The organism is Paenibacillus sp. J22R98 (assembly GCF_059383835.1).
Genome location: NZ_JBXENW010000008.1, coordinates 80,943 through 104,512 on the forward strand (window position 1 = coordinate 80,943; position 23,570 = coordinate 104,512).

A 23,570-nucleotide genomic window follows, 5' to 3' on the forward strand; every position below is an offset into this window, starting at 1 on the left:
CTGATTTAGCTATACTTCCTTATTCGCATCCGATACCCGGTAGGCACCGTATATGGCCAAATCGTCCTCACCCAGATGCTCGGGAATATCCACATTGGGCGAGCCAAGCGCCTCATGGATTCGCATCCATAGGAGCGTTCGTTCATAGCGCTGATGGATGCAGCCGAATGGATAGCTCTCCAAGAGCGCCTTCGCTTCAACATGCGAGCCGCGGGCGACTAACATCGCCGCTTTGCGCTCCACCAGCCCGTCATCCTGCAGCGAATCCACGAGCTTGAACCAGCGCTCCCGCTCCTCCAGCGTGGAATGCCCGATGGCTTCCAGCGTCATATCCCGCTCAATGAACAGCTGCGGATGCAGCTTCCAAGCTGCCGATTCCATGCTATCGTACGCAGCTCTTGACGCCTCATAGTCCTGCTTCACCACGCGCAGCAGCCTTCCAAGCAGCGCATAGGCGCAGTCCAATTCCAGCGTTTGCAGCAGCTCGGTGGCATCCTCTATCTCATCCTGCGCCGCTAGCCATACCGCTCGGTAATAGGTCCAGAGCGATCGGTTCGCTTCACACACATCAGCTGCTGCTGCCCATTGCAGTGCCTCACCGAGCCGCTCCATTCCAGACGGAGGCCAGCAGCCGCCCTCCGGTTCAGGCGGGGAAGGAATCTCCTCACCTTTGCAGCCACCGTCGTAAGCAGCTAACACCGCAAGCCACGGCAGCGTCGTCTCCCGCTTGACCCAATCGAATACCGGCACTTGGCTGAGCTCCGCAAGCTGCGGAGCCGGAAGCGCAATTGCCCTTATATCCAGCGGCTCCGTGCTTGGCAGCCAGTATTCCACATGCGTATGCCGTGCACCGGGCTGCAGCTTGTTATTGTCCGCCTGCTCCAGCAATGGCCCCGCTTGAATCTCGACGTAGCTCTCTTTGCGCTGCGCAGTCTGATGCGCCCAGGCTTCATGTCGCCCGGTGCCGTATAACCAAAGCTTCATCCCGGGCGTTACCGCCGGATCAGCGATATGGTAGAGGCCGCTCCCAAGACTCGGCGTATACATCCCGAATGCCGTGCAATCGGAGGTCTTCCAGAAGAACCCCTGCATCCGATCAAAATCCGCTAAGCGGTACTCGCGATCCCCGCTCCACTCCAGCTCTTCAAGCACATCGGCATGCCGAAGCACGCGGCCGGCCGGAAAATGAAACTGAGAATCCGCACGCGCCGGAAGCGCGGCATTAGACCAAGACATCCACGCGTGCGCCTGCGAAGTAGGATTCATGAACGTTGTCCGCTGCGTCAGGAATCGATCCTGCTCTCCAAGCGAATACTCCACCGTCCAATGCATCCCGTAGCGTACTTCCCGCTCGCCGCACCAGACATACAGCCGATCGCCGATGAGCTCGGCAGCGGCATGTACGGCTTCGATCTGCACAGGTGTGTGTGCTATCGGAAAACTCACCTCGATGCCGCCGCTGATGAATGCCATGCGTGGCAAGATGCGCACCGGCCGCACCGAGCCGGCATGGAACAGAATCTCCTTGCCGCTGGCTTTATCGACGATGGAATGGATTTTACCGCCTAAGTCCGGACATACCGTTACCTTCAGCCAGTCATTCTCGATAGCGATCATCCGCAGCTTGCGGAGCACCGGCCGCTCGGCCGTCTCACTAAAGCTCACATACGGATAGATGCCTTCTTCATCGCAGATCGTTGGCACGGGGCCGCAAGGCTGCGACTCATGGACGAGCGTCGGTTCCCGCCACTCGGTATGCTTCAGCATGAGAACTCCCCCTGCTTACAAGCATAGATCCGCTGATTCACGCGCTGCCGCATGCTCAGCAGCCATGCACTGCCTTTCTCATAGGTTCTAAACGTAAGAGGCTCCGCCATATCCTCCTCCAGCAGTGCAACCGTCGCTTCTTTGCCAATACAGCTCTCCAGCAATTGAAGCGCCCGAATATCTTGGAAAGCCTCGCGCAGTACCTCCAAACGAATGGACGTGATTGGGCCATCCTTGCCCGGATAAACCAAGAAAGCATCCCCCGAAGGGAAAGCATGGTCAGCATCCGTCACTGTGAAGGGATCGATAGCTCGTCGTGAACGCTGGGAGTACCAATGGTTGTAGCCCCAGTGCAGGAACCCTTGAATATTGTGCTTATACAGCTGCACGCCAATAATTCGGTTGCGAGCCGATGGCATGTTGAAGAAACGGTTCGATTCGTAATGCTTGTACTCGCAGCAGCAATAATAGGCCCAGAGCGGATCAGCCTCCCCGGCAATGTAGGTGTGGATATGCTCGGTCGATACAACGGGATGCGTCAACAGCCCTTTCTCATAGAACGCATACTCGGATAAGGCATCGATGATCGGAAATTCCTTATTAAATAACGAGCGGATTAGTGTGCTTGCATGCGTATACGACTCCAAATCATGCAGTGTCGGCTCATCGGAAAGATGGAAATAACAGCTCTCATCCAGACCATGCAATCGGATGAACTGCACCAATTCCGGAATGAATTGAGTCAGAAATGATTTGTATTCTTCGCCGGCGGCATCGGACTCCCAACCGAAAATTTGCACATGCTCACCCTCGACCTCCGCAAAGATCTTCGGTGCATGCTTCGCTCCCCACTGCGTGAACAAATGGGAAAACTCGAATCGCTGAATCCCATTACGGCGGCATAACTCAACCCACTTCTCAAGGAGAGAGAAATCAAACTGATACTCGCGCCCGTCCCCTTGTCCTTTGTCGAAGCACTTCACGCCAATCAGTTGGACAGTCGGACGATACTTCCCGTAATCCAGCTCAAGCGGCGGCGAGAACAGCGGCGTCAAGATTAGATTCATGCCGTATTCGGCGTAATGAGCAACATAGGTCTCGATCAAGTTCCAGTGTGCTTCCGAGAACATCTCAACCTTATACTGAGTGGCGAGGCAGTCGAAGTAAAACCATTCCGTATGAAGAAGACGCTGCTCCGGCAGCTCGGCGCCGATAACTTGGAGCCGGAAAGCTTCCGAGCCCAGCTCCGCGCCCGATTCATCCGTGAATCGGATTACAACGGGATGGTCGCCTGGCGTGACGTCACTTCGGAGCTGAACAGTCACCCACACAGACCGCCACTGCTTCGGCAGCGCATGTACAGTGCCGTCTTCAAGCGGGTAAAGCGGATCCGGATAGAGCCCCGGCGTAGTCCGCAGCAAATAATCGTCGGGATCGTTATAGTTGGTCAGCTCGGATGGCGCAAGGCCGACGCTTCTAATCGTAATGGCATCCGCCAGTTCCGGCGTTTCAGCGGTTACCCGAATGTTCTTCATCAGATATGCGGCGCGGTAGGCAACCTGGAAGGAATAATATTCGCCAAGCAGTGCTGAGCCTTCTCCATACGGGGACTCAAGCAGCTCCTCGTCGGCAAACACCTTCACGAGAGAATGGACGCATCTCGTCTCAAAAGGCTGTGTCATCTTACCCCTCCTCCGAAAGTGCCGCGAGCAGCTTACGGTGCACCCGTTCGAAGTGCGCCGGATCTTCGTTTGCTTCATTGAAGCTGATCAAGCAGCTATGCGTCAGCTCATCCGCCAGCGCTTTATCCTTCTTCGCAAGCTGTCTCAGAAGCTCATAATCCTCGATCCCGGCACGCATCGCCTCTAAGCGCACGCTGCCAATCGGACCGTTCGTTCCCGGGAACGTGATATGCGTATCCCCCGGCGGGAAGCACAGATCCGTCTGCTCGTATGGATCTTTATCATCATCGCAATGATTCAGTCCCCAATGCAGGAACCCTTCCAAATCATATTTATAATTGCCCCAATGCAAATACCTCGTCCGCAGCAAAGGCATGTCCCACAGACGATTCATCGAAGTGCCTCCAGGGAAGCAGCAGGTATAAAACCACAGTTTATCGCCAAGCGATCTCAGCTTCTCGAACTGTTCGCGATGCTCGAGGTAGTAAATATTTTTCGGTACCAGAATGTCGACAGAACCGGCTAGGTCATAGGTTTCTACCGCTTCAAGCAGCGGAATCCCCGGCATGAATTTCCGCACGATCCCCGACAGAATGCGGTACTCCTCTACGCTCGTTCCGATCGGCTCATCCGCTACATGCTGCACCAGCGAACCTAACCAGCCGTTTTGTTCGAGGAATGTACGCCATGCAGGCAGAAATTGCGACAAATAGGCATAACCCTCCGTCGAAATCGCTTTTAGCGCTTCGCCGCCGTTCCATGTATTCCATATAAAGAATTCCGAGCCCCAGAAGTCTTTACGGCCTGCGACTAAACCGCCTTCAATATGGGTAAATCCAAGGCTGAAGTACATCCCGATGAGCCGCTCTGCCCGTTCAAAATTAAACTGATAGCTATCTTCGCCAACAAGGCTCACCTGAACCGCATCCATCGGTACCCAGAAATACGTTTGCCGCGCACGGCGCATGAGTCTGCCATACTTCTCGATCATCGTCCAGTGCCCTTCCGACCACAGCTCTACCTGATAGCGTTTGGCCATATTCGGCAGGCTGAACCAGTTGGTAACCGCCAGCGTCTCTTTAGCCGGAACCACAGCCTCATACACTTCGATTTCAACCGGAATGAGGCAAGTCTCGTCTCCCATTGTTACAGACAGCTCACCTATGAAATGGCCTGTCCCTGCATCGACCGGAATCTCCCAGCACAGATAGAGTGCCTCTGTAGCGGCGCGAGTTACGACACCCTCCGTTAACGGATTCATGGCTTCGTAAACACGGAACGGCGCCTGGCGCGTCGTGTATCCTTCAGCCGATTCGCCTTCATTCACGCAATGGCTGATCGGACCCGTATTCTTTTCCACAAAAATATCAATTAATTGATAGACCTCAGGCTGGCGCACAATCACGCTGCTCGTCGAACGTACAAACTCACACTGAATCTCCGCATTTGGCGCCACGTCGTTAAATAAAATCTGACAAGCGGCATAGCTGCCTCTTGCAGTCGCAAGCTTAATCGCAGTGTTACCACTCTCCGAAACGATGCTATCCGGGTAAATCCACTCATTCATGCTGAAGACTTGATATTTCATGGGTGTTGTTCCTCCTGAACGATTCGCTATTCATTCTCTTCGTTGACGAAACCGCCTTCGTGTTTGGTAAACGCTTGATAATCCTGCTTGATGAGCTCCCCGACAGGCTTAATCGTTTTGCGGTCCATATGATAGATGCCGAAGGTATCGATCCAATTATTGTGGTTCACATACCAATCATACATAATCCAGTAGTCGATGCCAGCCAAGAATCCCTCTTTATTTCTCGTACCATCCGGCAGAATAACCGCTTGCTCCATTAATGCCTTCAACGTTTCCTTGTAGGTCTCGATTTGCGTATCGCTGACGATGTTATTCTCGCCAGACCAGTGGCCGTATTCGGTGTTTACGATCGGCTTATTCGGCCATAAGCGATGAGCATCCTCTAGGAACTGACGGGTTCCTTCGTAATAGGTGCTTCCGTGAAAAATGCCGAAGTACATCGTCCAGCTCGCCACATCAAGCGGCTCCATCGAGGGATCATGTGCACCCGGTTGATCTGCCGCAGCGCTTTGCGTCGTCAATCGGCCGTCCGGATAGCGTGTCTTCAGATCATGAACTAGCCGATTATTATAGACCGTCCGCAGCTCCACCTCGACCGACTCGTTCTGCGTGCTCCACATAAGCACTGAAGGACGATTGTATTGCGAGAATACCATTTCACGCCACATTTGGTCGCTCAGCCGCTTCTCTTCTTGTACCTCGAAATGCTCGCGCGTAAACTGCCACAGCGGAATTTCGCTAGCCGTTGCAAGCCCAAGACGATCAAGCAGCATTCCCGTACATACATGGTTCGGATAATGGGCGGTGCGCACGTAGTTGACATGCAGCTCTTCTCTCATTTTGAGCAGATCATCGCGAATGCGATCCCAGGAAGCCGTACGCCCGTAGTTCGGCCATTCTTCATGACGGGCAATACCGGCCAGGAAGATCGCGCGCGCATTTAACAGCATGTCGGTTCCTTCCGTCGTAATCGTCCGAATCCCGAATTGCGTATGGAAGCAATCGGTTGTCTCCCCTTCGCCATTGCTCAGCTTGAATGCCGCGATGTATAGGTTCGGCTTCCAGAATGCCCACAGCTTCGCATCCTCCACGCGCACGCCGAAAACAACCGCTCTTGTTTCTCTTGCTTGCAAGGATAGCCGGGCGGACAAATCGCCATTCCATGATGCCTCCGCACCTATGATCTGTGAGGCATACGGCGAGTCCAGAAACGCATCCGCGGTCTGATCCGCCTCATGCAACGAGCCTTGCAGCTTGCAGGCAGCAGGCAGGTCCGAACGGTTCTCCACGATTGCCGTTACGCGTAAATTCCCTTCAACGTCAAGAGGGACGACATCTACTCTTGCCAAATGGCAGGGCGCGCTGCCGCTCAAGTACAAATCATGAATGACGCCTGTGTAGTTGAAGAAATCCGTTCCCGCCGTAGCCGGAATGATATCGCTGCGGCTGCCCCATGGCGGATTATCCACGCGAATGACAATCGTGTTTTCGCCGCCATAACGAACATGCAGCGTAAGATCAAGGGCAAAGGGCGTATACCCGCCTTCGTGATAACCGATCCATTTGCCGTTCACCCACACATCGGCTACGTAGCTGATCGACAGTGCATGCAGGGTGACGGCTTTGCCGGTCCATTCCGTCCCCAGCTTGAATGAACGGCGGTACCAGACACCATTCTCATACGTTTCGCTGGAGCCGGCCGCTTCCACGCCTTGGAGCTTATTCTCGGGAATAGGCAGCGTGATCGTTTCCCATGCGGAATCATTGTAGCTGATTTCCGTACGGCCCCCGGCCTCTTCTCTGGCTTGAATGAACCAGCGCTCATCGCGCCTCGACATCGAGAAATCATGATCGGCCTCGAAACGCTGCTTCTTCCATGCGCCGCCCAAGCCCAGCTTCAACCGGTCCTGCGGATCAAAGGAAGGGACCGGAATTCCGTTCTGGAACGGAACCTGAACCCCGTCGATCGGCTGCAGCGATAATGTCGTACGAATACCGGTGTAGGTGCGTAGTTGATCTGTCATCGCAGGATATCCCCCTAAGCTCGTTTAAATTGCAGGTCCATAAATGCCGTCTTCCGGCTGATAGACTCGAATATAGTCCACTTCCAGCGTTTGCGGGAAAACGGTTGTCTCGTCGGGATAACCGGGCCAATTGCCGCCTACCGCAAGATTCAGCATCAAGTAGAAAGGCTTATTGAAAGGTGCCGGATAAGGCTCGACTGCAGCAGACTCCGTCTCACGTGTATACCATTCACTGCTCTTATAGTACAGCTGGCCATCGATGTACCAGCGCATCTGAGTCGGCGTCCAATCCACCGTGAACGTATGGAAATCATCTGCGAAAATACCGGATTCCAGCGTGTAGCAATCGCCTTTATAGTAATGCGGATTGCCCATATGGAGCGTGCCGTGCACTTTGTTTGGCTCATGTCCGCACATCTCCATGAGGTCGATCTCGCCGGCGCTCGGCCAATCGCCATGAACCTGCAGATCCGTAGACATCATCCAGAAAGCCGGCCAAATCCCTTGACCATACGGCAGCCTCGCACGGATCTCAAAACGTCCATACGTCCAATCCACCTTGTTCCTCGTAACTAACTTCGCCGAAGTATAAGGACTTCCCTCGTAATCCTCTTTGATCGCTTTAATAATAAGCCTGGAGTCCTCGATATAAGCGTTTCTAGCTTCTCTCGTATAATACTGCAGCTCGTTATTTCCCCAGCCGTGACCATCGATGTCATAATCAAAGCGGGACAAATCAATCTCCGGCCCATCAAACTCCTCGTTCCATACCAGCTTCCATCCATTATCTGATCTATCAAAATTATTCGTAGTCATAATTGTCCCTCCAATGTTTGATTTAGTACGCATTCGCTTGTTAGTACGCGCAGCGTACACACACGCGAGCAAGGTCATGCAGCGAGCGGAAAGTCGCCCTAAAAAACCGTGCGTACAGCGCACGGGAAGTGGGGCCAAAGCGAAGCAGGGCGGAGTCAGTGTGTAGAAGCGGAAACGTTCGCCTTTGTCCCCGGAATTCAACTCCGTGAGAGTTGGATTCAAAGAATTCCGGGGACAACAGCGATCGGAACACGACTCCGACATGCGCAGCGACCCAGCCCCCACTTGTCTTTACTCCCCCGTAATCCCCGTACGGTCCACACCTTCCACAAACCACCGCTGCAGCAAGAAGTACACCACCAATAACGGCGCGATCGTCAGCATCGTACCCGCCATCTTGATGGCTTCGTTCAGCTGGCTTCCCGGCGTTCCCGGCGGGAACATCTTCGAGTAGCTGTCGCTGAATCGCTGCAGCTCAAGCGGAAGAATCGTAAGCGAATTGCCGAAATACAGAGCCGCCAAATACGATTCATTCCAATACCATACGAAGGAGAACAAGAAGACGATGATGAAGGCCGGTCCGGCTGTCGGCACGGCGATGCGATAGAACATTTTGAAATAACCGGCGCCGTCGATTTGAGCCGCTTCTTCCAATACGGCAGGCAGCCGCTTGAAGAATTGATAGAAAATCATAATAAACAGCGCGCCCTTCAAGCCCTGACCCAGAAGCGCCGGGTAAATAAACGTTTGCAGCGTGCCTAGCAAATGATAATCCTTGAACATCAAATAAGTCGGAATCATCGTCACCTGAGGCGGGATGATGAAGGTCGCGATCATCAGCACGAACCATAACCGTTTCAGCGGAAAGTCGAACCGTGCAAAGCCGTATCCGATAACGGCCGACATGACGGTTTGGACAATGGCGGGCACGCTTGCCACCAGAATGGTTTGCAGCAGCGTTTTATTGAAATCCAGCACTTGCAGCGCCTTGGTGTAGTTCTCCGTGTATAACTCCGTCGGTATCCATTTGACCATCGAGTTCACCAGGTCATCCAGGCTCATGAAGCTGTTGACGAACATGTAAATCAGCGGATATAAGTAAATAAACCCGATCCCGATAAGCAGCAGATAAACGACCGCTTTAAAGACCAAACCGTCATTCTCCCCTACGCCGAACACGATCCTGCGGATACGGCTCAGCACGGCCTTTATACTTGGATTCCCCATACTGTCCCCTCCCTAACTCTTTCTCGTGCGCAGCAGTGCGGTCCAGATGCCGAGCACAATGGCGATAATGACGAAATAGATCCACGCGATCGCCGTTGCATAGCCAAATCCGGTCGAGGTATTGAACATGTTATCTCGAATCATCGCGATAATTTCATTCAGTGCAAAGGTCGAGATATACACGATCGTATAAATGAAATTGACGACCACAAGCGGCATCAGCATCGGAAGCGTCAGCTTCCAGAACATCTCCCATCGCGAAGCCCCGTCGATTCTTGCAGCTTCATAGAGCGCATGATCGACCTTTTGCAGACCGGCTAAGAAAATCAAGATTTGCACGCCCGAGAACCAAAGCACCATAATGATTTGTTTGAACAAGTACATGACCGGCCCGGCAACGGCAGGCGACAAGCTCTCCTTCACAAGGGCAAACATGCCATACGATTCAATGTTCGGTATGGTCGTCACGCCCTGGCTGAGCAGCTCGTTGATAACCGGGCCGCTAGTAATGATGACCGGCAAGAAGAAGATCGTCCGGAATACGCCGCGGAAGTTGATCTTCTGATTGATCAGCATCGCGATGATCAGAGAGAAGGTTACGATAATCGGTACATTAAGCGCCATATCTCTTAAATAATGAAGCACCTTCTCGACGAAAGTGGCATCCGACACAAACGCGTATTTGTAGTTATCCCAGCCTACATAATCCGTCTTAATCCCAAGCGGCGTCACTTTCACCTTCTGGAAGCTTAGATATAGGGAGTAAATCATCGGCCGCAGCGCGAATAAGAAGAATCCGAGGATCCAAGGCGCGACGAAGGCCGTGCCGACTAATGCTTTTCTTCGTTTGTTCGTTAATCGAATGGCAGCCATTACAGATTCACCTCAATTACTTTAAAACCAAGCGCCGGCACAGAACCGTTCTTGCTGTCATAGGATTGGTCGTTATAATTCACGATAATTGCTTTTCCGTTTGAATACGTGACCTGAACTACGCCTTCAGTAAGCCACTTCCGTTCCTTCATGGTGGCATACTGCACGGGCTTCAGCGCGTCGTTAACCATCCGGTACGTGCTCACGATATTTCCCTTCCAGTCGGCGAACGACGATGCGTAGACGTCACTGGAATTGGTATGCATCAATCGGAAGGACGGCTCGCTCGTCAAGTAGTAGGAAGGATACGAGCCGGTTTCGATCATTTTGAGCAGCTCTTTACGCGGATTGGCAAAGAAGTTGATCGGCTCGGCAAAATAGTTCCTATAGCCCTTCAGCACAATTTGCTCGAACGGCACTTCTTCGCTCGTATACGTGTACTGAGACGAGTGCATCGGAATATTGAGCAGCTCATCCGCATAACGGAACATGTAATCGTTTGGCCGGTACATAGCCATCGAAGCCATAGTTGGCTTAAGCATGTCCATGATCCTGCCATAGGCATCCGCTGTTTGGCTGCGGCTTGAGACCGTGCTGTCTACTCGTTCGGAGAACAGCTCGTAAGGCGTACTATCAACTGCGATTGAACCAATTCCCTTCTTGCTGTACGCGCTGACATTATTGCGAGCAACCTGCTGCGCATAATCGGCGGACATGTAGTACATGGATGGGTATACCTCTTGGTAGGTCGGAAGCGTCAGCAGCGACTTGTCTAATTTTCTAGCAGCTCCGGCACGTGCGGAGAAGTGCTTCGATTCTTCATAAGCGGCCGTGAAATCCGTGTAGTAATATAGCTTGCCGCCTAGCTCTGCAATGCGGCTGTTCAGCCCGGCAAAATCCCCTGCCGATCCGAGAGCCGGCTCAAAGCTGACAGGAGCAGGATTCGTGCCCGATAATCCGCCTTTGTTCCAGCCTTTATATACGACTGACGGTCGTTTAACGCCTTCGGTATGCAGCTGATTCACCATGGATTCAAGCTGCGCCGCCGTTGTCATCGGGATGATCCCATTAGAGAAGAGGCCTTTCTCGGTCTCCGCTCCCAGAATGTCCAAATGAATCGGAATATCCGTTTTCCCCGCAGGCTGCGGCTCAGCCGGGAAGGCTCCTTGCTTGATCAGATAGCTTCGGTAATCGTTCGCCATTCCGATGTAACTAGCGTTCTCTCCCTCTAGGAAGGAGTAGCGAAGCTGCATATCTTCCGGGTTCCGGTTCTTCTCATAAACGACGATACCGCCCATCGTGCGGCTCGTCGGCTGCAAATACGATTCTCGGATAAGAAACTGCGCAGTCGTCCAGTTATAAGGCGTATTCACGCCATTCGCGTAGCCGAGAATTTTGGCATTATAGCGCCCATTCTCCACAATCCCCAGCATCGCATGCCGGCCTTCCCCGTGGACCATTCCGAATACGGGAAACTGGGCGGTATAAGGATCCTTCGCGCCATCTTTGAGATTGTCCGTTGTCCGCGCAATCTCTATCCCGCTATTAGCGCCGTATATTTTCGTTTCATACTGTGTTTTGAATTTGCCCTTATTGTCCGCATAGTTGATTAACGCACCTGATCCGTCCGGGATGAACATGTAGCCCTCGATATCGCCGCCTTTGGTTGCGCCGAGAAACGGATACAGAATCAACGATGCAAGCTTGCTGTCCGCGCCCTCGATGATACTCTCCTTCGGAACGTCGACAACCACCTGACTGCCCTCCAGCTTGACGACCAGATCCATGCCGATCTTCAGATCGTTGAAGCGAATCGAAGCCTGAAAGCCTTGATCAATCGGCTTCACTTGCACGCTCTTATTCGCTTGACTGGTTAGGTCCGTTCGGATCGGGTTGTTGTCCACTTTATTGAAATAATCAAAGGAAATCGCCGAATGGATGAAATTCAGCCAAGTATCGTTCGCATCCGGCTTGACGATATCGGAAGACCATACATAGCCTGATTGTTTATTGACGACTTGAATACCAAGCGTATCTTCCTTCAGCTTCAGGATCAGCTGTTCGTTCTCCGCAACCTGCCGATAACCGGAAGATAGCGGACCTTGTGCGGCAGGCTTATCCGGGAAGGCGGCTGCCAGCACTTCAGCGGAAGACGTATCCTCCTGTTCCTTCGAGGACCCGCCCATATAAAGATGTGCGAAGAATGCCACGCATGCGGCTATCAAGCCAATTGATAGCAGTCGTTTTATCCATTTATAGTTCCGCACGCGTAATCATCTCCTGTATGACAGAGTAACCGAAGTCGTAGACCTGATGTAAAATGACGTACACGATAAAGACCACCAAACTGACGATCAGCATCGTGAACAACGTAATAAATAAATTGCGGAACGTTTCTCGAATCGTATAGTCATGCACTTCCTTCACCATGATGAAGAGAAGGACGGCACACCATGCCGTAATGATCGTGTTCGCGAAGCTAAAGAGAAACGAGTCATTCAGCGTGAGCCAATTGGACGCCATCACCACAAATGGGTGAAAGATGAGATACGGCGCAAGAGAATAGATCGTCCCTTGATAGACCTCCGAGAACTTTCCTTCACCTTCGCTGATCGTGCTGACCAGGTAGTTCGATATGACCCAGACGGCAAGCGGCACGATCATCATTGCCAGCTCTTTGGTCAGGTTAATCGAAGTGGAATCGACCTGATTAAAGATAAAACCGGTATTGTACAGCGTGAACACATATTCGATCAGAAGCAGCGCATAGAGCAGCGATGCGGATAGATTCGAGATTCGGCTCTCTTCTTTCAGCCCATAGATCCCATCCATCGGTTTCTTAATAAATCGGAACAGGAAGAGAAGCTCTTGCATGATCCGAATGTGAAGTAAGCGGCCGTTTAAGCGGATTATCGCACCGAACGCTCCCGTTTTGCGATGCACCCCTATCAGAATGGAACGAAGCAGCATGAGACCGAGGACGATTAAAATCACGTTCAACAGGTGCTGCTGCAGCCATCGGTTGCGTATCTCCCAGAAGGCATTGGAGTAACCGGTGACATCGTTTGCCTTCTTGTATTCATCCATCGCGTCCGCGTACTGCTGTTGTTTGATATAAGCATCGCCAAGTCCTCTATGGGCCAGGAAGAACAGACTGTTTCGTTGTTCCACCTCGTGCCATGGCTGCTGGCTCTTCACGTAGAAACCTTCCTTGTACAGATCAAGCGCAGTATGGACAAGTCCGGCGAATTCGGTCGGCTCGTACATTTGGATGATGTTTCGCTCTTTATCCGTAATGTAGATATGACCAGTGGAGTCAAGCGCAATGCCTGAACCGTTCAGCAGTAAGCCTCTGCGCGATTTACCGTCGTCAGGTGAACCCGATTGGAACAGCAAGTCGCCTTCGGAGCTGATTTCGTAGAAATAGCCCTTCTGACTGACCAAGAACATATTGCCGCTGGCGGAAACAAACATATCCGTATAGGTAGGATCCCAGAAGATCCCGGAAGGAAGCAGATTATAGCCGGAAATGTTCAGCCGTTTGATCGATTCGCTGGCATCCCCCTGCGTGACGGTGTACACTAACCCTTTTGTATCGATCGCAATATTCGTTGGCGTGTTCGGAACGCTTTTGAACAGCTTCTCCATCTGTTTCTCGGTGAAGAAAAATCGCTGCAGTCGCAGCTTCAAGGTCGGCTGTGTTTGGTTGGTGCCGAAGAAGCCTACGAAATCCCCGGCCGGACTCATTTGAATGACTCCGTTGGTCGTACCTTCACTTATAATGTAGACGTTCCCGCGTTTATCTACGGTGACCTTCATTGGCTTGTAAGGGGTGCTTTTCCCATACAAGGGAGAATCCGGTCTGCTGAACGTCTGCACTACCTTGCCCTCGCTGTTAAACTTTAAGACTTGCTCCAAACCATTGTCCGCTACAAAAATCGAGCCTTTCGTATCCACGAATACCCCTGTTGGCGATTGGAGCACATCCGTCCCGATAGCTCGGATCAGCTTGCCATCGCGCGAAAGCTCGACGATTCGTTTGTTCCCCGTATCTGCGACGTAGAGGACATCCTTCTCGTCTATGTAAATATCCGAAGGCCCCAGGAAATCGGTTTCTCCGGCTTTCTCGATTGCCCCTACAGGTTCATAGGCATCGGGTGTTCGGAAAGCGTCTTGCGAATAGGTTTTATAAGTTGCTTCTGCATGCGCAAAGCCCGGGAATACCGATAGGCAGATTGCAAATGCAGCCATAAGCATGGAAATGGATAATAATCGCGATCTCATGAGTGCCTCCCTGCCTACTTCAATCCGGAATGTGCCATGGTGTTCATGACCTTGCTTTGCAAGAAAATAAAGATAATCAAATTCGGCAGGAACATCAGCAGCGATGCGGCAGCAGACATCCCTTGACCGGCAACCGTATTTCCATTAGTGCTGACAAGCGTGCTCATATAGAAGCCAACCGTTTTCATGCTCTCGTCATTGACGTAGTACGATGAGGTATCGATGTTATTCCAGACGGCCTGGAACGCCAGAATCGCGACCGTTGCCAAAGCAGGCTTAATGACCGGAATGATGACTTTACGGAATACGAGAAACTCGCCCGCCCCATCCATGACTGCTGCTTCTTTCAACTCATCCGGCACTTGGTCGATGAACTGCTTAAGCAGGAACAGTCCGATCGGCATGGCCAGCAGCGGTAAGATATGCGCCAGATACGTGTCCATGATGCCGCTCTCATCCACGACCAGAAACCGCGGAATTTGTACCGCAATCGGCACAAACATAAGGGCGACCGTATTAATCTCAAACAGCGTGGCACGCAGCTTGAACTTCATTTTGGACAAGGTATATGCCGCCAGTGAACTGATGAATACCGATAGAAACATGACGCTTAACGTGACGAACAAGCTATTGAAGACGTATCGGCTAAAGGGAATACCCGAATCTCCCGTAAATCCAGCAAGCTGTTGAAAGTTCGCAAGCGTTGGATGATGAACGAGAAATTGAGGCGGAAACGCAAACAGCTCATTGACCGGCTTGAATGCATGAAACACGATAAACACGATCGGAAGCATCATCACCATCGCAAGCGGGATTAAGATGACATAGAATTTCAATTGACTCCGGTGAAATTTCGACGGATTTATTTTCGTGCCTTGATAAGACATTGCGCGCACCTCCTCTTAATCTTTCTCGCCAAACAGCCTCCAGGAAAGCTTGGACAATCCATAGATGCCAACCAATAAGATAACGGACAACGCTGAGGCATAACCCATCTCATAGCGAATTAATCCGTAGTCGGCAATATGGTTGACCATGACCTGTCCGGAATTCTGCGGTGTCGGATTACCGCCTGAGAGCTGCACCCCGAGATCGCCGGATTGGAAGGTTGTCACGACCGCCATGACGGCGCCGAACAGCATTTGCGGTTTCATAGACGGGATCGTAATATGAATGATTTCTTGGAACCGATTCTTGATACCATCGATATAACCGGCTTCGTAGATCGATTGATCAATGTTCAGCACGCCGGCAAGCATGGCGAGGAAGCCTACGCCCATGCTGCCCCATAGCGAAACGATAATCATGATCGACATCAAGTACTCCGGCGACTGCAGCCACTGAATCGGCATATTAATAAGTCCCATGCGCATTAAGAATGCGTTCAGATAGCCGGTCTGATCCCCGCTGAAGAAGATCGACCAGACGACAGTCATCGCTACGCCTATTGTCATCGATGGCGAATAAATGATCAGCGCCAGTATAGTCCGCGGTTTAGGCGAAATTTGCGCCAGCATCCAAGCGAGCAGAAACGAGATGACATAGCCGCCCGGTCCTACGATAAGTGCAAACTTAATCGTATTGGGAAGAACGTTCTGCATAAATACATCATCCTGCGTAAAGATCGCCGTGTAGTTCTTGAAGCCGATCCACTTCGGTAGTTCAATCGTATTGAAGCTCGTAAACGAGAGATAGATGGCGACTAAGACCGGGACGACGATAAACATGAAGAACATAAGAAGATAAGGCGATAAATACCAATAGGCTTCGTATTTGTTTGGTTTCTTCATTTCTTTTCAACCCACTTATCTATCGTATTAATTGTCGGAACCGGGTTCGGTTTCACGAGCTTGCCGTCTTTGTAGAACCCGAACTCCTCCATCTTCTTATCGATCTCGCGATTCGCCCGAATGACGGAATCATCGATAGCCGTTCGCGGATTGGTCCCGCTGAATACGACGCTGTTGAACACGTTGCTAAGCTCCCGCTCCACCATATAGGCGCCCGGAACGCGCGAAGCTTCGCGTACCCACTTGCTCTGCTCGAGAATGACCTTCTTATCTTCCTCCGGCCAAGCTGACTGGGCAAAAGCATCCATATTCGCGCTGTTCCACATAAACAGGGGCCCAAACGTCGTTTGCTCCAAGTTCGCATACTCCACTTGGATGTTCGTGGATACCCACCATTTCAGGAATGTCCATGCCTCTTCCTCATGCTTAGAGCCCTTAAAGATCATCCCCGTAGCACCGCCGGCCGGAGACCAGCGCTGCACGACACCATCCTGCAGCATGCCGGGGTGAAGCGCGATTTTCCAGCTGTTTGCAATCTCCGGAGCAGCTGCCCGCAGCTGCAGGTAGCTTGTCAGATCAGAGATACCGATAGGCAATGTCCCGTTGCGGAAATGCTGGTAGAAGCTCGGTACATCCTGCGGCAGGTTGTAGATCGTAAACAGGTCGGTCATAAACTTAATGCCCTTCAGCGCCTGCTCGCTGTTGATCGCCGTCTTCGTTCCCTCGCTATTAAACAACTCGCCGTTCATTTGGTAGATGAACGGAGTTGTAGCATTCAACGGCTTGAAGCCTTTGTACTGGGCAAGCGGATCGAAGAAGTTCATCCCCAAGCGCTGCAATTCAGGCAGCATATTGACGACATCATCCCAAGTGTCCGGCACGGCAAGCTTCAAATTATCCAAGATATCCTTGCGGTAAAACATCACCCAGAAGTTCTGCGTCTCCGGGAGCGCATAGATGCCATTGCCATAAGCAAGCGGAATCATCATGCCTTTGGAGAAAGGTTTAACGACTTGATCGAAGTCAGCGAACTTGCGCAGGTCGACTGCCGCGTTACGCGCGGCAAGATCGTAAGGAATCCAGCTGTCCACGCCAAGCGCCGCATCCGGCTGACTGCCTGTCGCATTCGCCAGAACAAGCTTGTTCTGATCCGGCATAATCGAAAGTTTCACCGCTACGCCGGTTTCCGGCGTGAATTCCTCATCTATGAGCTTCTGCATTAATTCAACCTCGGGTCTGGAACGATTAATCCATATGTTCAGCTCCGAGCTCGACTTGGCGGATGCGGAATACGATTGTTTCGTAAACGAGAGGAAGAACCGTTTGATCGACTCTCGCAAATGAACGAAGAAACCGGCATTAGGCTTCGGCAGTTTTCCTTGCTGGTAGACGTAGAGCTTGTCAGCCAACAGTGGAGATTGCGATACGCGCTGCAGCAGATCGCCTAGCAGCTGCGAGACGGAGGACCCTCCTTCCGAGAATAAGGGCATCCGGTTAGGCAGCTTATCGGGTGCGGCCGCAAGGGAACGCAGCTGCTTCGCCGCCGTCTTGAGGTTGATCAATTCGACGATTTCAGCATTCTCCGGATTAAGCTTCTGAATATGGCTATATTCTTGATCCAGCTGGTCGGCCCAAGCATTCAACGTTTGATCCAAGTTCGGAATATACTCGGATAGGTTCCAGTCCCGGTAGGCATCCATGCGATTACCGGTCAGCTTCTTGATCTCGAGGGACAGCCGGCTTATTTCTTTCATTTGGCTCTCGATACTCTCGATCAGCGGCCTGATCGGATCTAAATCAACGGTCAGCGTGAATAGATGCTTGCCCTTGGTTAAGTAAAATTCATAAGGTTTGTCGCCCGACCCCAGCGTGTCGTTCCGCCATTTCTTGCTGTAGAGAAACGAGCTATGCTCCGCTTCTCGGAACGGCACTTCACCATCCAATTTTATTTCCCGAAAAACCGGCATGCCTTTCAAAGCGTCCTGCTTATATTTCAATGCAATCTTGTAATAACCGTCATGCGGGGCATCGATTTCCCATGAAGCGGATTGTCCGCCATCCATCCAGGAACCGCCGAACGCATTTAATAGCTGCCTCTTCGTATCATAGGGAGTCATCCCCGGTTCAGAGACAGGAACGGCCCGCATGGAGGAGCTGTTTTTATACTTCGGGACCTCTGCTTCGATGACAATCGGATTCTGCATGATCTCGTCGTCGTCAGTTGCTGTCCTCTGCTGCTTCGAATACGTCTCGTAGCTATTTATTTCAGAAGGGGAGTCTACTGTAATATTGCCCAGCAGCAATTCTCCTCTTGTACTGGCAAAGGTTATGGTATTCAAGCCTTTGTTCAATTTGTACTTCAGCGGTTTCATATACAGATAGCTCGCGTCCATTGCGTAAGTATGCTGCCATACTTTCACTTTCACGGGACGGGGCAGCAATTCATTGCCGTAACGGTCGTACTTCTCTTTAAGCTGCTGGTTTTCCCACAAGTTTGGAAATAGAATTCTGCGGCTTTCATAGAACGGATATTGGTGGTTGACCTGAATATAGCCCTCTGTCGGCATAATGCCGTCATCTGTGACCAGATAGTCGAATCCAATTTGATAGAGTCCCTCTTGCGCGACTTCTACCTGAACCGTCACTTGCGAGCCCTCTGAGAGACGCACGGTTGCGGACGGATAACCTTGACTGTCAGCTGCTGTGACAACGTGATTCTTATTCATTGGCTCCTCATTGGGTTTCATGAGTATGCTTGCTTGAGAAACGGAGGGAATAGTCGACCATTCCTTCAGCATTTGTGAATAGGTTTGCTCAAGCGGCTTCGCTTCGGTTCCGGCTTTGGCCTGTGCAGATAATGGTTTATTCGCAGCTTCGCCTTCAGCTGCAGCCGGCAGCGGATGACAAGCTCCGACCATGAGAGATGCGATAAGGGATGTTGAAAATAAAGTGCGAAACGTTTTTTTCATAGTCTCTTCCCTACCTATGCTTATTAATGCCATAAGTGTGAAAGAGATTATCTTTCACACTTATGGGCGACATTTGCTATGAAATTATTGATTCTCGAGCATTTTCGCTCTTGCGCTCGCAACGAACTCGTTTACTTTATCCTCGAACTCTTTGGCTTTGTCAGCGACTTTATATTCACCGGACATCAGCTTCTCCGTGAACTTGTTCTCTGTATCCCATGCAGCGAAATCGTTCCAGCCCGGAACAATCGGATATGGAACCGCGTTAGACATCAGCTTCATAACTTCTTTCTCACCCGGCAAAGTCAGGTTAGCTTCAAGCTTCGCCCATACTTCCGGTTGATCCGCTACCGGGTACTTCGTAACCGGCTGTCCTGCGGCTTTCTCGATGTCGATCCGTTTCAAGAAGCCTTCTTGACCCCATGTCATGAATTTAGCGAGCTCGTAAGCCGCTTCAGGATATTTCGTCGTAGAGGAAACGCCTACGAAGTCTACGATAGTCGGAATGCGTTGACCTGCTTTGCCGGCAGGCATCGGGTAGAAATCAACATCGCCGGCGCCGCCTTTCTTCATCTCGCCCGGGATCCAGCCCATATTCCAGGAGAAATCGACTGCCATCGCAACATGTCCTTTTTGGAATGTCCATGAGCCTTCGTCGCCCCATAGCTTCTTCTTCTCTTCGCCTGTCATCACATCATCCACTTTCGTGCGGCGAAGCTCTAGTTTCAAGTTGTACGCGTCGATCCATTCTTGGTTCGTGAAGTGGAATTTCTCTCCGTCATAGGTGTTCCAGCCAATTTCATTATCGTTGTTCATCGGCACCCACTCTTGAAAAGCCAGATCGCCCCAAGGTCCGCCGATCCCATAGTAATGTTGATCCGGCTTCGAGAACTTCTTCGCCAAATCGATCATTTCGTCGAACGTCCAGTTGTAAGCAGGCAGAGGGACATTGTTTTTCTCGAACAAGGTCTTATTCACGAACACGCCTTCCGCGAATTGGAAGTTTGCCATGGCATACCGTTTTCCGTTAAATACGGCCATTTCCGCAAGGTTCTTGTACACCTGTTTCGACTCCTCGTCTTTGTCCCAGTAAGGGCTCAAATCAAGCAGCCAGTCACTTGTAATCGCGAGCGGGATATCTTTCATCCCGAATACGTCAGGCATCGTGCCAGCAGCCGCAGCCGCCGTCAATGTCGGCTCAGGCGGGAATGTGATGCTCTTGTCATGCTCGACGGTAATGTTCGGATATTTCTCCATAAAGGCCTTCATCATGTCATCTTCAATTTTGCTGTCGCCGCCATCGGCATATTTCAACGTGAACTTCTCCGTTTGCCATGCCGGCTTCTCTTCAGGTGCGTTTGTTGCCTCGGTTGCAGGCTCATTGGCCGGTTCCGTGCTCGCAGTATTATCTGCGGCATTCTCGGTCGAATTGTTCTTGCTTGAGCATCCTGCTAACATGGTCAATACAACAGCCAGAATCATAAACACAGTGATAAACTTGCTGGATTTCATTCAGAATCCCCCACTTCGATTTATGTTGATACACACGTAAAGTGTAATGTATCCGATAGCGATGAAAGGCCGCTCGTGCCTTTTACAAATTGGAATCGATTTCATAAAAATTAACAATCGAAACGATTCAATTTACAATAAATTCATCTGTCTGGTGAAATCGATTTCAATTTCACTAAAATAGAGCCCTACTATAATGCTCTATTAAATACCGATGACTGACGTATGATCAGCTGCGATTCCAAAATCGATATACGCGGCAAGTCAACCTCGCCGTTCATGCTGCGGATCAGCTTATCCGCAATTAAGGAGCCCATATCGTTCTTGGGTTGGTCAATCGTACTTAAAGAAGGTGTCAAATACTTGGATACCCTATCATTATCGACACCGATAATGGCTAACTCGCTTGGTATGCTAATCCCGGTTTCATTGCAGTATTCGTACACGCCGAGCGCCATTTCATCATTGGCCGAGAAGACGGCCGTGAATGCCGCACCTTTATCCATGAGTCGCTTCATCGCTGCATAGCCGCCGGTTTCATTGAAGTTGCCATTCTCGACAAGCTCCGGACGAAACGGTATACCGTTTGCGCTTAATGCTTTAATGTACCCTTCCAGGCGGTCATAACTGTCCTTGGCATTGGCATAGCCGCTTAAGAAAACGATATCGCGATGCCCTTGCGTGATTAAATGCTCAACCGCTTGTTTCGCTGCTTTCACGTTGTCCGTATGTACGTTTAACACGTTCTCATGCTCAATGCTGCGCCCTACAAGGCCAACCAAATACCCTCTTTCGGCAATGCTCAGCACTTCCTTCTCCGGCAGCAAAGAAGCGACCAGAATCAGGCAATCGACACTGCGATCCGTCAGCAGCCGCAAGTATTCCCGTTCGATCTCCATATCGTTCTGTGTATCACAAATAACGACCTTGTACTTCTGTGCGTATGCCTTATTCTGAATGCCCTTCACGATATCTCCATTGTAGGAAACCTTAATGTCCGAAACGATAACGCCAATGGTCATCGTTTTCTGCTGCCTTAAATTCTTGGCGGCAGCATGCGGTACATATTTCAGGTCCTCAATGACTTTGAGAACGGCATCTCTCGTTTTCGGTTTCACGATCGGATTGTTGTTGAGCACCCGGGAAACCGTCGCCTGAGAGACGTTAGCGATTTTTGCGACATCTACAATCTTAATGTCCATTTGCATTCGCCTTTTCTCTAAGTTTATGACAACTCTTAGTTTGCGTATGGTAAATTCAGTATTGAATACGCTTACCTTGGTGGTCTTGTTTTAAGATATCATTCTTTGAAATCGATTTCAATCATTTATTTCCCTTAATTATGTTAAGATTTTTTATCCATAATTGTAAAAACGAGGAGTGGTCACCCGCAATCAGGCTCCCACTCCGATTATAACGCGATTTAGTTCTCATCCTTAAACTTCTCGTTTACTTGATCAATGGCAGTCTGCAAGCCAAGACCCATTTGCTCATCGGCAAATTTCTTAAGCGCTGCTTTTATATCGTCATTGCCCATGACCAGCTTCGTTACCAAGCCGTCAAGGTCACCGCCGCCAGTGCTAAGCGAGCTTGCATAAGAATTGACAACCCAGTTCACAGGAGCTTTCTCGCCGGTTTTCAATGCCTCTGCTTCAACGCCATCCAAATACTGTTGTACTTGCTCCGTCTCCGACGGACCATACCCTTCGATGTAGCGCACGCCGTCACCCCAGATGGACAGACCGTTAAACACGGTTGAAGACGGGTACTTTTTCGCTAGATCAAAGTCTGCTTCACCAGCATGTTTATTGGTGATTTTATCGCCGTTCGGCTCCCAATCTACGCCTTCAAGTCCGTAGAACACGGTTTTCTGGCCTTCCGGGGACGCAAGCCAATCCAGCAGAGCTAGAATGCGCTCTTGCTTCTCATCACTGACTTCTCCGTTAAAGAGCGTACCGGACCAGTAGTCAAAGTAGCCATACAAGTAGTTTTTACCGTCCGCTGCCGGAATGTTAGGCAAGATTTTTACATGATCGATAATTTTCGAGCCCGGATTTGCTGCAGTCCAGCCCGGAATCATACCTGTCATCGTTTTCACTGTTGTTACGATTGCAGCTGCTTTGCCTTGGTCAAACTTGCCCTCGGCATCCATGTTCGGAACCGCAAAATCTTTATCCATCAGTCCGGATTTGAACAGGTCTCTCTCGTGCTCAACCACCTCGGCATAGCTGTCGGTCATCCAGCCCGGGATCCATTTGCCGTCCACCTTCTGCCACCAGCCGCCAGCAGGAGCGATGTTGTGGAATACGCTGTCATGCGTCCAACCGATATTGTTCGTTGTAAGGGCGATAACGCCTTTCTTATCGGCAATGGTTTTCAGCACGTTCTTCAGTTCATCATAAGTCGTTGGATCTTTCAGACCCAGCTCTTCCATCCAATCTTTACGAATCAGAATGCCGCGGTCGTTTGGAAGCTCATTGCGATTAGCAAGCATCCTTGGTACAAAGTAGCTCTTGCCGTCGGCAGCATTCGCACCTTGAACGTCCGGAAGATCGACGTATTTCTTCAGATTCGGAAATCTGCTCATATCATCAGGCAGCGGCTTAATGATCCCTTGATCAACCCATTGATTGAACAAATCGCCGCTTGTCGCATCCGAGAAGAACGCATCCGGCAGTTGACCGGAAGCAGCCCATAGCTTCGTTCTGTCGGAATAATCGCTCCACGATTCATTTACCGGCTTGATTGTGATGTTGAATTTATCTTCGATCATCTTCAGCATATCGTCCGATTGACCTTCTTTAATCGCCGAAGCGATATCAAAGTACGCAATGGACACCTCCAGATGATCCTTAAATAGATCGGCTTCAGCTGCGTTGCCATTGCTTGCATTCGCGGCGTTATTGGCAGGTGCTGTATTACCCGCATTGTTCGATGTATCGTTATTCGATCCACAGCCTGTCAGTAAGCCGGTTGCAAGCAGTGCTGCGCTAAGACCTACGGTAAGAGTTTTCCTGTTCCTCATATCTCTTTTT

At 50.9% G+C, this 23,570-nt stretch carries 15 protein-coding genes; all 15 read right to left on the minus strand.

What is annotated here, in order from left to right:
* Positions 1-9 precede the first annotated feature (9 nt).
* The 15 genes from AC50Y3_RS21540 to AC50Y3_RS21610 all read right to left on the minus strand — a co-directional run bounded on the left by AC50Y3_RS21540 (position 10) and on the right by AC50Y3_RS21610 (position 23,560).
* Positions 10-1,767, minus strand: coding sequence for a DUF5107 domain-containing protein (locus tag AC50Y3_RS21540; RefSeq protein ID WP_494820778.1), 1,758 nt, complete (start codon positions 1,765-1,767; stop codon positions 10-12).
* The gene (locus tag AC50Y3_RS21545) at positions 1,761-3,449 is read right to left on the minus strand and encodes a DUF4091 domain-containing protein (RefSeq protein WP_494820779.1); all 1,689 of its coding nucleotides are present in this window, start codon (positions 3,447-3,449) and stop codon (positions 1,761-1,763) included. Before AC50Y3_RS21545 ends, AC50Y3_RS21540 begins: the two co-directional genes overlap by 7 nt.
* A 1-nt stretch (position 3,450) precedes the next feature.
* On the minus strand, positions 3,451-5,037 hold the full coding sequence (locus tag AC50Y3_RS21550; protein ID WP_494820780.1) for a DUF4091 domain-containing protein: 1,587 nt from the start codon (positions 5,035-5,037) through the stop codon (positions 3,451-3,453).
* A 26-nt stretch (positions 5,038-5,063) separates the two neighbouring features.
* Positions 5,064-7,064, minus strand: a complete 2,001-nt coding sequence (locus AC50Y3_RS21555; RefSeq protein WP_494820781.1) for a glycoside hydrolase family 2 TIM barrel-domain containing protein — start codon at positions 7,062-7,064, stop codon at positions 5,064-5,066.
* Positions 7,065-7,088: 24 nt separating this feature from the next.
* A complete protein-coding gene (locus tag AC50Y3_RS21560) occupies positions 7,089-7,880 on the minus strand; it encodes a glycoside hydrolase family 16 protein (RefSeq protein ID WP_494820782.1) in 792 nt (263 codons plus the stop codon).
* Between the two features lie 291 nt (positions 7,881-8,171).
* Positions 8,172-9,107 carry a carbohydrate ABC transporter permease gene (locus AC50Y3_RS21565; RefSeq protein WP_494820783.1) on the minus strand — a complete coding sequence of 312 codons (936 nt, stop codon included), beginning with the start codon at positions 9,105-9,107 and terminating at the stop codon, positions 8,172-8,174.
* Positions 9,108-9,119: 12 nt separating this feature from the next.
* Positions 9,120-9,980 carry a carbohydrate ABC transporter permease gene (locus AC50Y3_RS21570; RefSeq protein WP_494820784.1) on the minus strand — a complete coding sequence of 287 codons (861 nt, stop codon included), beginning with the start codon at positions 9,978-9,980 and terminating at the stop codon, positions 9,120-9,122.
* Entirely contained in the window at positions 9,980-12,247 is a 2,268-nt protein-coding gene (locus tag AC50Y3_RS21575) for a DUF5696 domain-containing protein (protein ID WP_494820785.1), read from the minus strand. Before AC50Y3_RS21575 ends, AC50Y3_RS21570 begins: the two co-directional genes overlap by 1 nt.
* Positions 12,234-14,264, minus strand: coding sequence for a YIP1 family protein (locus tag AC50Y3_RS21580; protein WP_494820786.1), 2,031 nt, complete (start codon positions 14,262-14,264; stop codon positions 12,234-12,236). Before AC50Y3_RS21580 ends, AC50Y3_RS21575 begins: the two co-directional genes overlap by 14 nt.
* Before the next feature lie 14 nt (positions 14,265-14,278).
* Positions 14,279-15,151, minus strand: coding sequence for a carbohydrate ABC transporter permease (locus AC50Y3_RS21585; protein WP_494820787.1), 873 nt, complete (start codon positions 15,149-15,151; stop codon positions 14,279-14,281).
* A 15-nt stretch (positions 15,152-15,166) separates the two neighbouring features.
* On the minus strand, positions 15,167-16,054 hold the full coding sequence (locus tag AC50Y3_RS21590; RefSeq protein ID WP_494820788.1) for a carbohydrate ABC transporter permease: 888 nt from the start codon (positions 16,052-16,054) through the stop codon (positions 15,167-15,169).
* Positions 16,051-19,023 (minus strand): extracellular solute-binding protein, encoded by a 2,973-nt coding sequence (locus tag AC50Y3_RS21595; RefSeq protein ID WP_494820789.1) that lies wholly within the window; start codon positions 19,021-19,023, stop codon positions 16,051-16,053. Before AC50Y3_RS21595 ends, AC50Y3_RS21590 begins: the two co-directional genes overlap by 4 nt.
* Before the next feature lie 84 nt (positions 19,024-19,107).
* A complete protein-coding gene (locus AC50Y3_RS21600; RefSeq protein WP_494820790.1) occupies positions 19,108-20,535 on the minus strand; it encodes an ABC transporter substrate-binding protein in 1,428 nt (475 codons plus the stop codon).
* 191 nt (positions 20,536-20,726) lie between these two features.
* Complete coding sequence (locus AC50Y3_RS21605) at positions 20,727-21,737, minus strand: LacI family DNA-binding transcriptional regulator (protein WP_494820791.1); 1,011 nt, start codon at positions 21,735-21,737, stop codon at positions 20,727-20,729.
* Between the two features lie 221 nt (positions 21,738-21,958).
* Positions 21,959-23,560, minus strand: coding sequence for an extracellular solute-binding protein (locus AC50Y3_RS21610; RefSeq protein ID WP_494820792.1), 1,602 nt, complete (start codon positions 23,558-23,560; stop codon positions 21,959-21,961).
* Positions 23,561-23,570 lie beyond the last annotated feature (10 nt).